Consider the following 12,281-nt stretch of genomic DNA (forward strand, 5'->3'; position numbering starts at 1 on the left):
CTGGCGGGGTCTGGGGCGGAGCCCCAGGAGAGTGGACGGGAACGGGTAGGGGCGGCGGGGGCGAAACACACCCCAGCGCACCCTTCCCCCTACGCCCAGAGCTGCCCCTGCAACCTCTCGATGGCCTCTTCCGTCGTCGTCGCCGTATAGACGCCCGTCGACAGGTACTTCCAGCCACCGTCGGCGACGACGAAGACGATGTCCGCCGTCTCGCCCGCCTTGACGGCCTTACGGCCCACACCGATCGCGGCGTGGAGGGCCGCCCCGGTGGAGACGCCCGCGAAAATCCCCTCCTGCTGCAACAGCTCCCGCGTACGCGTCACCGCGTCGGCGGAGCCGACCGAGAAGCGAGTGGTCAGCACGGAGGCGTCGTACAGCTCGGGGACGAAGCCCTCGTCGAGGTTGCGCAGGCCGTACACGAGATCGTCGTAGCGGGGCTCGGCCGCGACGATCTTGATGTCCGGCTTGTGCTCGCGCAGGAAACGGCCGACGCCCATCAGCGTGCCCGTGGTGCCGAGGCCTGCCACGAAGTGGGTGACGGAGGGGAGGTCGGCGAGGATCTCGGGGCCCGTGGTCGCGTAGTGGGCGCCCGCGTTGTCCGGGTTGCCGTACTGGTAGAGCATCACCCAGTCCGGGTGCTCGGCCGACAGTTCCTTGGCCACGCGTACGGCCGTGTTGGAACCCCCGGCCGCCGGGGACGGGATGATCTCGGCGCCCCACATGGCCAGCAGGTCCCGGCGCTCCTGTGAGGTGTTCTCGGGCATGACGCAGACGATGCGGTAGCCCTTGAGCTTGGCCGCCATGGCCAGGGAGATGCCGGTGTTGCCGCTCGTCGGTTCCAGGATCGTGCAGCCCGGCGTGAGACGGCCGTCCTTCTCCGCCTGCTCGATCATGTGCAGGGCGGGGCGGTCCTTGACCGAACCCGTCGGGTTGCGGTCCTCCAGCTTCGCCCAGATGCGGACGTCGGCGGACGGCGAGAGCCGCGGCAGGCGCACCAGAGGGGTGTTGCCCACCGCGGCCAGCGGGGAGTCGTAGCGCATCAGGGATCAGGGTCCGGTCAGACCATGCCGCCGGCCACGGCCGGCAGGATCGTCACGTTGTCGCCGTCGGTCAGCTTGGTGTTGATGCCTTCGAGGAAGCGGACGTCCTCGTCGTTCAGGTAGACGTTCACGAAGCGGCGCAGTTCGCCTCCCTTGGCCTGGTCGACGATGCGGTCCTGGATGCCCGCGTGGCGCTTGTCGAGGTCGGCGAAGAGTTCGGCGAGGGTCTCCCCGTCGCCTCCGACGGCCTTCTGGCCGTCGGTGTACTGGCGGAGGATGGTGGGGATGCGGACCTCGATGGCCATGGTTGCGGGCTCCTGTCGGAAGATGTCAGGTCGGTGGGCGCGCGACAGCGCGGTGAAGCAGGGGTGGTACGCGATTACCGCGCCGCGGCTCTCACAGCCGTACGGCGGCAGGCGGCATCAACAGATGGCGCTGGCGAGCCTGCACAGGTCGACGTGCAGCCGCGCCACGAGCAGCATGCCCGGCGTCTTGTCGCTCACGTCGTGGGAAACCATGGGCTCATCGTATCGATTCCCGGTCCGGGTTCTGGAATGTGATCTCGCATCGTGGATGGTTTCTGACCGAATCGCGGGATCAGTACGCTTCCACGACCTTGACCTCCTCCTCCGTGACCTCGCCCTCCACGATCCGGTACGAGCGGAACTGGAAGTCGCCGAGCCCGTCGGTGTCGGCGGTGGACACCAGCACGTAGTGGGCACCGGGCTCATTGGCGTACGAGATGTCGGTGCGGGACGGGTATGCCTCGGTGGCCGTGTGGGAGTGGTAGATGACGATCGGTTCCTCGTCGCGGTCGTCCATCTCGCGGTACAGCTTGAGCAGATCGCCGGAGTCGAACTCGTAGAACGTGGGCGACATGGCCGCGTTCAGCATGGGGATGAAGCGCTCGGGGCGGTCCGAGCCCGCCGGGCCCGCGACGACGCCGCACGCCTCGTCGGGGTGGTCCTTGCGCGCGTGCGCGACGATCTGGTCGACAAGGGCCTGGGTGATGGTCAGCATGTCGGTCAGGATAAGCAACAAGGGATGAACAACAGGACAGCCCCGTACCGAGGAGTGGTACGGGGCTGCCCACATGCTGGGCGGCAGTTCGGCCGGCCTTGGTCTTTCGGCCGGCCTTGGTCTTTCGGCCGACCTCGGTCTTTCAGCCGACCCTGGTCTTTTCGAGCTCCGGGTCGCGGCGCGCGGTGACCTCCGGATTACGGGACTTCAGCACGAGCCAGCCGATACCGAGGGCGGCCGCCCAGCCGGCCATGACGTAGAGGCTGACGCGGGCCTCGTGGTCGTAGGCGATGAGGCCGGTGACGAAGAGGAGGAAGACGATGGCGATCCAGCTGCCCGTCGCACCGCCCGGCGCCGGGAAGGAGGAGGCGGGCAGGCGGCCCGCGTCGACCGCGCGGCGGTAGCGGACGTGGCTGATCAGGATCATCAGCCAGGTCCAGATGCCGGCCCCGGTGGCGACGGAGACGACGTACTCGAAGGCCTTCTCCGGGACGATGTAGTTCAGGACGACGCCGATGCCCATGAAGAGCACGGAGAGGCCGATCGCGATCGCGGGCGTCTTGCTGGCGGACAGCTTGTTGAAGGCCTTGGGGGCCTCGCCGCTGTCGGCCAGGGTGCGCAGCATGCGGCCCGTGGAGTACATGCCGGAGTTGCACGAGGACAGGGCGGCCGTGAGGACCACGAAGTTGACGATGCCCGCGCCCGCCGGGATGCCGATCACCGCGAACGCCTTCACGAAGGGGCTGACGCCCTCCGCGAATTCCGTCCACTTCACCACGCACAGGATGACGGTGAGGGCACCGACGTAGAAGAGCGCGATGCGCCAGGGCAGGGTGTTGATCGCCTTGGGGAGGGTCTTCTCGGGGTTCTCGGACTCACCGGCGGTGACGCCGACCAGTTCGACGGCGAGGTAGGCGAACATCACGCCCTGGAGGGTCATCAGGGACGAGCCGATGCCCTTGGGGAAGAAGCCGTCGAAGGCCCAGAGGTTGGACACGGCAGCGGTGTCGCCGGCGGCGCTGAAGCCGAAGGTGAGGACGCCGAGGCCGATCACGATCATGCCGATGATCGCGGTGACCTTGATCATGGAGAACCAGAACTCGATCTCGCCGAACAGCTTCACCGAGATCAGGTTCGCCACGAACAGGACGACCAGGAAGACGAGCGCCGAGACCCACTGCGGGATCTCCGGGAACCAGTAGTTGATGTAGATCGCGGCGGCGGTCAGCTCCGCCATGCCGGTGACGACCCACAGCAGCCAGTACGTCCAGCCGGTGAAGTAGCCGAAGAACGGGCCGAGGAACTCGCGGGAGTACTCCGCGAAGGAGCCCGACACCGGGCGGTAGAGGAGCAGTTCGCCGAGTGCCCGCATGATGAAGAAGATGATCACGCCCGCGACGGCGTACATCAGGATGAGGCTCGGTCCCGCCTTGGCGATGTTCGCCCCGGCGTTCAGGAAGAGGCCGACGCCGATGGCGCCGCCGATCGCGATCATCTGGACCTGGCGGCTGCCGAGCCCGCGTTCGTACCCCTCCTCGGGTACGACTTCGTTGTCGACCTGCGCTGAGGTCATGTGTGGTGCGCCTTTCTCCATGCCGACCCGGGCCTTCGTCGGCCGCGGATCGGGTCTCGATCCCCCCGGACTGATGGAGCGAGCGGGCGCGGGCTTTCCCGGGTCCGCTCATGCCTGGCCGGCGGTGGCCGGCTCGGTGGCGCACCCGGCGGACGGACGGGTGGTGTTCGCCGGGCGGTCGTGAAGATTTATCACGGCAGCCACATTGATCACCTGCGCATCATGTGGCGCAGGACACAGAGAGAAGGGGCAAAGCGCACCCGGAGAACCCATAGGGGTCAGTCATGGTGACGGGATCGTTATCCGGATTTGAGCGTCCGCTGAGCGAACACAAAATCCCCACATCTCATGACACAAGGGCCGCGATTTCATGGCACAAAGGTCGCGACCTCACGGCATGAGGGTCGCGATGAGCGTCTCCTGGAGGCCGCCCAGCCAGAGGTACGCCATCACCATCGGCTTGCGCGGATCGTCGTCCGGCAGCTGGTAGAGGAGGTCGGTGTCCTCCTCGTCGACCACGTCGAGGCGGGAACCGATCGCCAGGCGCAGGTCGTTGAGGGCGCCCAGCCACTGCTGGGACTCCTCCACGGACAGCTTGAGCACCGCCCCGCCCTCGCCGGCCGAGGCGAGCGCGTCCAGGGAGCGGATCACCGCGAGCGCGTTGTCCCGCTTGCCCGCGCGCAGGTCGTTCTCGGTGAAGCGGCGGAACTCCGAGGAGTACGCGCGCTGTTCCTCGGCCTGCTCGGGTGAGGTGGCCTCGACGTCGGGTCCGCTGTAGGCGTCCGGAAAGAGGCGTTGCAGCACGGGGTCGGCGGGCGGCTCGCTGGGGCCGTCCGCGAACAGTTCGGCGAGCGGGTCGTCGGGGGCGTCCTCCGCGGGTCCGGGACCGATGAGCTCCAGGAGCTGAACCGCCAGGGAGCGGATGATGGAGATCTCGACCTCGTCGAGAGCGACGGCCGCGCCGCCGCCGGGGAGCGCTTCGAATTGTCCTGGCATGGAGTGAGTTCGCTACTTCCGGTCCTGCTGGAGGGTGGCCCACAGACCGTAACCGTGCATGGCCTGCACGTCGCGCTCCATCTCCTCGCGGGTCCCGCTGGAGACGACGGCACGGCCCTTGTGGTGGACGTCGAGCATGAGCTTGGTGGCCTTGTCCTTCGAGTAACCGAAGTACGTCTGGAAAACGTACGTCACATAGCTCATGAGGTTGACCGGATCGTTGTGGACGATCGTGACCCAGGGGACATCCGGCTCGGGGACGGCGGAGACCTCCTCCGCCGACTCGGTCTTTTCGATCTCTAGGGGTGCGGGAGCCGTCACATGGCCCATGCTGCCACCAGAGGGGGGTACCCGGCCAAACGGGCCTCCGCGGATTCAGCACGATCGCAGGAGGATCCGACCGGATCCAACAGGATCCCGGAAATCGTCAGAGTGACGAGATGTGCGGTAATATTCTTTGCCATGAACACTGCGGACCTAGGGCTGCCGGTGGACGTCCCGTCGACAGCGCTCTTCACGGATCACTACGAACTGACCATGCTGCAGGGCGCCCTCAACGGCGGCACCGCCGGTCGGCGTTCGGTCTTCGAGGTCTTCACGCGCCGGCTGCCGGAGGGCCGCCGCTACGGGGTCGTCGCGGGCACCGGGCGGGTGCTGGACGCGGTCGAGAACTTCCGGTTCGACCCGGACGTGCTCGGCTTCCTGCGCGAGCGCCGCGTCGTGGACGAGCCGACCCTCGACTGGCTGTCCTCGTACCGCTTCAGCGGGGACGTCTGGGGCTACCCGGAGGGCGAGGTCTACTTCCCCGGCTCACCGATCCTGCGGGTCGAGGGCTCCTTCGCGGAGTGCGTGCTCCTGGAGACCGTGATCCTTTCGATTCTCAACCATGACTCGGCGATCGCGGCCGCCGCCTCCCGGATGGCCTCGGCCGCCGGCCGGCGGCCACTGATCGAGATGGGCGCCCGGCGCACGCACGAGCTGGCCGCCGTGGCCGCCTCGCGCGCCGCGTACGTCGGCGGCTTCACGACCACCTCCGATCTGGCCGCGGGCTTCCGCTACGACATCCCGACCGTCGGCACCAGCGCCCACGCCTTCACGCTCCTGCACGACAGCGAGCGGGACGCCTTCCAGGCCCAGGTGAACTCGCTGGGCCGGGGTACGACGCTGCTCGTGGACACGTACGACGTGGCCGAAGCCGTACGGACGGCCGTCGAGATCGCCGGGCCCGAGCTCGGGGCCGTGCGCATCGACTCCGGTGACCTGCTGCTGGTGGCGCACCGGGTGCGGCAGCAGCTGGACGAGCTGGGCGCCACCGACACGAAGATCATCGTGACCTCGGACCTGGACGAGTACGCGATCGCCTCGCTGGCCGCGGCGCCCGTGGACGCGTACGGAGTCGGCACCCAGCTGGTGACGGGATCCGGCCATCCGACGTGTTCGATGGTCTACAAGCTCGTCGCGCGTGCCGAGTCGGCGGACCCGAAGGCTCCGCTCGTGCCGGTGGCGAAGCGGTCGACGGGCGGCAAGACGTCCATCGGCGGCCGCAAGTGGGCCGCGCGGCGGCTCGACGAGGAAGGGGTCGCCGAGGCCGAGGTGGTCGGCACGGGGGCCGTCCCGGCGGAGCTCGCCGACCGTCAGTTGCTGGTCGAGCTGATAAAGGGTGGCCAGGTCGTCGCCCGTGAGCCTCTCGACGTCGTACGCGACCGGCATGCGGCGGCCCGTGCGAACCTGCCGCTGTCGGCGACCCAGCTGTCCCGCGGGGAAGCGGTGATCCCGACGGAATACGTCTGAGTACGCCCGCGTACGCCCGATGAATACGCCCGGGTACGCCCGTTTACGTCCGCCGCGAGCGACGGTCCGGACAGGGGTACCCGGGACACAGGGCCGGACAGCCTCGCCCCGAACGCGCATGAACGAGCGGGGAGCGGGAAATGCACCGGCAACACCCCGCCCCTTCTGGGGGCTGCCAAGCCGAAGGACACGACCATGCGCCGCGCATTGATCGTCGTAGACGTCCAGAACGACTTCTGCGAGGGAGGCAGCCTCGCGGTGCCCGGAGGGGCTGACGTGGCCGCCGCGATCACGGAGCTGATCGGGCAGGCGCCCGCCGGCTACCGCCATGTGGTGGCCACCCGCGACCACCACATCGCCCCCGGCAACCACTTCGCCGACAACCCCGACTACGCCCACTCCTGGCCCAGGCACTGCGTGGCGGGCACGGAGGGTGTGGGCTTCCACCCGAACTTCGCGCCGGTGGTCGCCTCCGGCGCGATAGACGCCGTCTTCGACAAGGGCGCGTACGCGGCGGCGTACAGCGGCTTCGAGGGCGCCGACGAGAACGGCGTCACGCTGACGGACTGGCTGCGCGCCCGCGAGATCACCGAGGTCGACGTGGTGGGCATCGCCACCGACCACTGCGTCCGCGCCACCGCCCTGGACGCGGCCCGCGAGGGCTTCCGCACGACCGTCCTGCTCGACCTCACCGCCGGAGTGTCCGAGGACACCACGGAGAGGGCCTTGGAGGAGCTGCGAGAGGCGGGCGTGGACCTCACTGGAAAGCCGGTCGTCTAAGTCCGGCGCGCTACGCGCCCCGCAGGGGGCGCGCCCCGTTAGGGGCGCGGGGAACTGCGCGGCCAGCCCCCACCGGCCCGCAGGTTCATCAACGTTCTTCCCGCCGGCCTAGAGGCCCTGTGGCGTCGCAGGACGCCGCACCAGGGACCGGATCGGCCGCCACAGCTCAGCGGCAGCGCCGGGCGCCGTGCGCCATATGAGCCCGTCGGGATGGTGCAGGACCGCGGTGATCTCGTCCGGAGTCGGCGGCTCGGCGTTGCCGCGCAGATACACCGCCCGCATCCCCAGATTGCGCAGCCGCGTCAGCGCGCGGGCCCGGTTGCGTGCGAGCACGAGGATGCGTACGCAGCCGGTGCCGCCCATACCGAAAGGGCTGGGCAGGTTCAACGCCACCACCACGCTTCCGTTCGGCAGCTTGCAGAAGCCTCCTGCGGCCAAGTCACACCCCCGTGAGAAACAGTGTCAATAAGAGAGCCACAGGACGCACCTAAACACGATCGGCCGCAACCCGCCAGAGGGTTGCGGCCGATCATGCTCTGACCTGCGAAGACGCTGATTACTTCGTCGCGGCGGAGACCTTCACCGTGATCGTCGAGCCGTCGCGGGGCTCCTTCACGATCGCGATCTTGGTGTTGGTGTCAGTTACCTTGACGCCGCCGGTCGGGTTGCTCTCGTCGTAGTACGTGCTCGTGTGGTCGTTGAAGATCCGGTTGCCCGGGAGCGATTTGATCTTCGTGGCGACGTCCGCCTTGTGCAGCGTGAAGCCGTCCGTCCGGTACGAGCTGAACGGCGAGTCGTAGGACTGGATGCGGTTGCGCATCAGCGTGCCGTCGGACCACTTCAGCGGCTTCGGGTGGGCGTCCACCGGCAGCAGCAGACCGGTGCCCTTGTGCACGCTGGTGTTGTTGTCCTTCTGGGAGGTGTCCCACTTCCAGATCAACAGGCCCTTCTGGTACGGGAAGTGCTCGACCCACTCCGGACGCGTCGTCGAGAAGCCGAAGTTGTACGGGCCGGTCTTCAGGGTCTTGTCGTACGACACGTACTGGCGGTTCTCGGCGATGTAGTACTGCTCGTAGTCCTTGGTGAAGGACGCGCCGACGCGCTCGAAGCCCTTCGCCGTCCAGGCGTCGTCCGCGCTCTCCGCGTCGTCCGAGAAGAGCGGGGAGCCGTCGGCGGTGACGGTGATCTCGTCCGCCGCGAAGCCCTTCTGGGACACGCCGGTGTCGGTGACGTAGCGGAAGCGCAGGTCGATCTTCCGGCCGGCGTAGGCGTCCAGCGGGAAGGACAGCTTCTTGTACGCGTCCACGGTGCCCGTCAGCGCGGGCTTGTCGCCGGCGTCGCGCGGGATGGCGGCGCCGTCGACGGTGCCGTCGAGGGCGGTCCAGTTGGCGCCGCCGTCGGTGGACACCTCGGTGTAGAGGAAGTCGAAGTCCTTCTCGATGTCGTACCAGCCGTCGAGGGTCAGGGCGGCCGAGGACTTGCCCGTGAGGTCCACGGAACGGGTCAGCGTGTTCTTCAGTCCGTCGTCGCTGCCGCTCCACCACTGGGTGGCGCCCTGGGCCGGGGGGACGACCTCGGTGGTGACGGGCTTCTTCGGCAGTTCGACCACCAGGGCCTGGGCGTCCTTGGTGTTGTACTCGGCCACGCCCAGCTTGTGGGTGGACCGCGTCGCGGCCTTGGCCGTGTCGTACTTCAGCCAGCCCAGCTGCAACTTGTCCCAGGCGGTCATGTCGCCCGGCAGGTTGCCGATGTCGTCCTCGCCGGTGCCGAGCCAGGAGCCCGAGGACATCAACGTCCAGTAGGCGGTGGAGTTCTCGCCCTGGTTGGTGGTGTCGTAGTGGTCCGGCAGACCCAGGTCGTGGCCGTACTCGTGGGCGAAGACGCCGAGTCCGCCGTTCTCCGGCTGGATGGTGTAGTCGCCGACCCAGATGCCGGTGTCGCCGATCTGCGCGCCGCCCATCTTGTTGCCGTCAGGGCCTGTGGCGCCGGCGTTGTTGCCGAACGCGTACCAGCGGTGGGCCCAGATGGCGTCCTCGCCCTGGGCGCCGCCGCCCGCGGACTCGTCCTCGCCGGCGTGCACGACCTGGAAGTGGTCGATGTAGCCGTCGGGTTCGTTGAAGTTGCCGTCGGCGTCGAAGTCGCCCCGGTCCCACTTGTCGTAGCCGGCCAGCTCGGCCTTGATCTCGGCGTCCGACTTGCCCGCGGCCTTCTGGGCGGCGACCCAGGCGGTGACGCCGTCGCTGACGACGTTCCACACGCTGGAGCAGTTGGAGGAGCCGCAGGCGTTGTTGCCGTAACGGGCCTCGTTGTAGGGGACCTTGACCCAGTCGGAGACCGCGCCGTCGACCGAGTAGCGGCCCGAGGACTGCTTCTCGTAGTACTTCTTCATCGAGTCGACACCCTTGCCGGTGCCGAAGTAGAGCTCCTGGAAATGCTTCTGGTTGTAGTCCGCCTGCCAGGCCGTGCTGTTGTTCTCGGAGCGGTCCGGCTCCGCTATCTGGTTGTGCAGGGGGCCGGGGGTGCCGCCGTACCTGCTGTCGATCTTGTCGCCGAACTCCACGAGGATCGTGAAGATCTGGTCGGTCTTCTCCCGGCCGAGCTCCACGTACTTGCCGTCGTCGAGCTTCACGACCTGCGAGCCGCTCCGGTCCTTGACCGTGGCGTCGCCGGATATGACGCGCTTGAGGGCCTCTTCGCGCAGGGCTTCCTGACGTTCTGTCAGAGGCCCCTTGAGATCGTGCTCGGCGTCGTCCGCGACGCGCGCCGGGTCCGGCCGGTTCGCGGCCGCCGCCGGTGCCGGTGCGTCACCGGTATCGGCCTGCGCCACTCCGATGGTCGAGAACGTGGCCGCGGCCGTCGCGATCGCGACTCCCACCGTGGCGGCTCTGAACGTCCATGGTCTGCTGGTCACTTGATGCAGTCCTCCCCCGCGCACGGGCGCGCGGAAGGAGGGTGTCCAGATCATGGAATCCGCGCGCACTCTATGCGCGTCACAAGTGACGCCATTCGATCGGAGTTGAAGCTGAAAAGACAGATCTTGACTTGTGCAGGTCAAGTGCGGTACGGGAGCGGCTCGTCCGCAAGCGGACGGTCCTCCGTTGGTTACCGGACGGTTGGTGTACCGCTCAACAGGCGCGCCCGGCTGTCCACTAGGTGGACGCCATGAATCCGTGCGCCCCCTGTGCACCGGCACCGTGGGTCAGGTCACGCTTACCGCTCGTTCCACTCGGGCAGACAGGCGAATAGAGTCGCTTGGCGGCGCGCTGGAACTCAGCGGATTGCCAAGTCGACACCGTTGTCGCACCCCTGATTCGTATGCATCCTCCCCCTTGGCGAGAGGCACGGGGGGAGCCCCCGACCCGAGGAATGGTCATGCCTCGTCCGACCGCCGCACAGCTCGCCTACGGCTCCTGCACCGTGATCTTTTCGACGCTCGCCATGTTGCTGCTGTCACAGACGAGTTCGGGCCCGGGAATCGCGGTGATCGCGCTCTCCGCCCTCGCTCTCGGCCTCCTCGTGGCCTTGACGGTTCCTGTCCCGAAGCCCCGGCGCCGACCCGAGCCTGCCGCTCCGGCCGCCGCGCCCACCGTCGCCCGGGCGCGTGTTGCCGAATCCGTTCCAGTGGCCAGCGGCAGCAAGCGCTGACCGCCTTGCTCAACTCGTGCTGACCACCACGGTTTTCGCCGGCTTGTCGTGCAGCCCCTGCTTGTAGGGCTTGTCGAAGAAGCTCCAGCCGCCCGCGATCGCGGTCCAGATGCACGCGCAGCAGAACGCGAACGGCACCCAGAGAACCAGTGCGCGGACCAACGAGGTCTGCAAGGAGGGCGTCGAGCCGTCGTCCAGGTTCGCCACCCGCATGCGGAACAGCTTCTTGCCGAGGGTCTGCCCGGACTGGCTGATCATGAAGGTGTCGTACGCGACGTAGAGCACCGCGGCGATCAGGGACTGGCCGATGGACTCGCTGTACTCGACGTTGTCGCCGTCCACGCCGTACTCGGTGACCCCGAACCCCCACGACAGCAGCCACACCACGACACCGACCAGGATCATGTCGATGATCCGGGCCAGCACCCGCTTGCCGCTTTCGGCGAGCGGCGGCATGCCCGCGAGGGGCTCGTTGCCGTACGGGCCACCGCCGGTGGGGTCGCCCGCGTACGGCGGTGGCGTGGGCCCCTCGCCCCCGGACGGGGTGCCGTAAGGGGAGCCGCCGCCCTCGCCGGGTGACGGTCCCTCACCGGGCGGCGGCTGACGCTTCTTGAACGGATCGTCTTCCGGAGGAGGCGGCGGCTCGGTCGTCATACTCCGAGTCGACCGCGAACCCTCCGGCTGCGCAATGGGCGGGCAGCCGTCCGGGGGGTATCGACCGGCAGGAACCGGCCAATACCAGCCAGGAACGGCCAGGACCGGTCGAAGGCTCAGCCGACGACGAACGTGTGGGCCGCCTTGTCGTGCCAGCACTGGCGCCACGGGCGGTCGAACAGGCACCACAGGACGCCCACGACACCGATGGCGAGCATTCCGCCGACGCTGTAGACGAGCCAGCGGCGCAGGGCCGCGCCGAACGACGGGGGCTCGGCGCCCTCGATGTCCCGCACCTGGAGACCGCACAGCTTCTTGCCCAGGGTGCGGCCCCACTTCGCGGTGGGCAGCGCCTCGTAGAGGACCCCGAAGAGGAGCAGCACGGCCAGGACGATGCCGAGGTAAACGCCCGTGGTGCCGTCCAGCAGCCAGACCGTGACGGTCTCACCGGACAGCTTGGCCGCGTCGATCTTGTCGTTGACGTGGTCCAGGGCCCTGATGCCCAGCGGCACGGCGGCCGCGCCCGTGACGGCGCCCAGTACGAGCGTGTCCACGAGCCGGGCTGCCAGCCGCTTCCCGAGTCCGGCGGGACGCGCGGACGCCTGCGCCCGGGCGACGGCCTGGAAGGGGTCCTCCGACACCGGCTTCCAGGGGACGACGGGCGGCTCGCTCTCGCCTCCGGCTCCGGCGAGGCGGTGCACCTGCTGGGCCCAGGAGGGCTGTCCCCCGCCGACGCCCGAGGCCATGGGGGTCGACTGCTCCGGAGTGGAGGGGGCGGAGGG

14 protein-coding genes are annotated in these 12,281 nt (G+C 68.5%); 3 read left to right on the forward strand and 11 right to left on the reverse strand.

What is annotated here, in order from left to right; genetic code table 11:
- Nucleotides 1–89: 89 nt before the first annotated feature.
- The 7 genes from G5C60_RS45490 to clpS all read right to left on the reverse strand — a co-directional run bounded on the left by G5C60_RS45490 (nucleotide 90) and on the right by clpS (nucleotide 4,959).
- On the reverse strand, nucleotides 90–1,040 hold the full coding sequence (locus G5C60_RS45490) for a PLP-dependent cysteine synthase family protein (RefSeq protein WP_165269256.1): 951 nt from the start codon (nucleotides 1,038–1,040) through the stop codon (nucleotides 90–92).
- A 17-nt stretch (nucleotides 1,041–1,057) separates the two neighbouring features.
- Nucleotides 1,058–1,345 carry a MoaD/ThiS family protein gene (locus tag G5C60_RS45495; RefSeq protein ID WP_165269260.1) on the reverse strand — a complete coding sequence of 96 codons (288 nt, stop codon included), beginning with the start codon at nucleotides 1,343–1,345 and terminating at the stop codon, nucleotides 1,058–1,060.
- Nucleotides 1,346–1,462: 117 nt separating this feature from the next.
- Nucleotides 1,463–1,558 carry a putative leader peptide gene (locus G5C60_RS53865; RefSeq protein WP_004000920.1) on the reverse strand — a complete coding sequence of 32 codons (96 nt, stop codon included), beginning with the start codon at nucleotides 1,556–1,558 and terminating at the stop codon, nucleotides 1,463–1,465.
- 79 nt (nucleotides 1,559–1,637) lie between these two features.
- On the reverse strand, nucleotides 1,638–2,060 hold the full coding sequence (locus G5C60_RS45500; RefSeq protein WP_165269263.1) for a M67 family metallopeptidase: 423 nt from the start codon (nucleotides 2,058–2,060) through the stop codon (nucleotides 1,638–1,640).
- 142 nt (nucleotides 2,061–2,202) lie between these two features.
- Nucleotides 2,203–3,633 carry an amino acid permease gene (locus G5C60_RS45505; RefSeq protein ID WP_165269265.1) on the reverse strand — a complete coding sequence of 477 codons (1,431 nt, stop codon included), beginning with the start codon at nucleotides 3,631–3,633 and terminating at the stop codon, nucleotides 2,203–2,205.
- A 390-nt stretch (nucleotides 3,634–4,023) separates the two neighbouring features.
- A complete protein-coding gene (locus G5C60_RS45510) occupies nucleotides 4,024–4,629 on the reverse strand; it encodes a DUF2017 domain-containing protein (RefSeq protein ID WP_165269267.1) in 606 nt (201 codons plus the stop codon).
- A 12-nt stretch (nucleotides 4,630–4,641) separates the two neighbouring features.
- Nucleotides 4,642–4,959 carry an ATP-dependent Clp protease adapter ClpS gene (gene clpS / locus G5C60_RS45515; RefSeq protein ID WP_165269269.1) on the reverse strand — a complete coding sequence of 106 codons (318 nt, stop codon included), beginning with the start codon at nucleotides 4,957–4,959 and terminating at the stop codon, nucleotides 4,642–4,644.
- Between the two features lie 132 nt (nucleotides 4,960–5,091).
- Here clpS and G5C60_RS45520 point away from each other — a divergent pair, with 132 nt between their 5' ends.
- Nucleotides 5,092–6,420: a nicotinate phosphoribosyltransferase gene (locus G5C60_RS45520; RefSeq protein ID WP_165269271.1), complete on the forward strand. Its 1,329-nt coding sequence runs from the start codon at nucleotides 5,092–5,094 to the stop codon at nucleotides 6,418–6,420.
- A 195-nt stretch (nucleotides 6,421–6,615) separates the two neighbouring features.
- Nucleotides 6,616–7,200 carry a nicotinamidase gene (locus tag G5C60_RS45525; RefSeq protein WP_165269273.1) on the forward strand — a complete coding sequence of 195 codons (585 nt, stop codon included), beginning with the start codon at nucleotides 6,616–6,618 and terminating at the stop codon, nucleotides 7,198–7,200.
- Nucleotides 7,201–7,308: 108 nt separating this feature from the next.
- On the opposite strand, the gene G5C60_RS45530 is transcribed toward G5C60_RS45525, so the two are convergent.
- Nucleotides 7,309–7,638, reverse strand: coding sequence for a hypothetical protein (locus G5C60_RS45530; protein WP_165269275.1), 330 nt, complete (start codon nucleotides 7,636–7,638; stop codon nucleotides 7,309–7,311).
- Between the two features lie 118 nt (nucleotides 7,639–7,756).
- Complete coding sequence (locus tag G5C60_RS45535; protein ID WP_165269277.1) at nucleotides 7,757–10,111, reverse strand: immune inhibitor A domain-containing protein; 2,355 nt, start codon at nucleotides 10,109–10,111, stop codon at nucleotides 7,757–7,759.
- Nucleotides 10,112–10,572: 461 nt separating this feature from the next.
- Here G5C60_RS45535 and G5C60_RS45540 point away from each other — a divergent pair, with 461 nt between their 5' ends.
- On the forward strand, nucleotides 10,573–10,845 hold the full coding sequence (locus tag G5C60_RS45540) for a hypothetical protein (protein ID WP_165269279.1): 273 nt from the start codon (nucleotides 10,573–10,575) through the stop codon (nucleotides 10,843–10,845).
- A gap of 9 nt (nucleotides 10,846–10,854) precedes the next feature.
- Here G5C60_RS45540 and G5C60_RS45545 read toward each other — a convergent pair whose 3' ends face one another.
- Together G5C60_RS45545 and G5C60_RS45550 are read right to left on the reverse strand one after the other, a co-directional pair.
- Complete coding sequence (locus G5C60_RS45545) at nucleotides 10,855–11,499, reverse strand: RDD family protein (RefSeq protein WP_165269281.1); 645 nt, start codon at nucleotides 11,497–11,499, stop codon at nucleotides 10,855–10,857.
- 116 nt (nucleotides 11,500–11,615) lie between these two features.
- Nucleotides 11,616–12,281 (reverse strand): RDD family protein (locus G5C60_RS45550; RefSeq protein WP_241267546.1); only part of this gene is annotated, 666 nt, incomplete at its 5' end.

Origin of the sequence: Streptomyces scabichelini (assembly GCF_011045015.1) — a bacterium.
GTDB lineage: Bacteria > Actinomycetota > Actinomycetes > Streptomycetales > Streptomycetaceae > Streptomyces > Streptomyces scabichelini.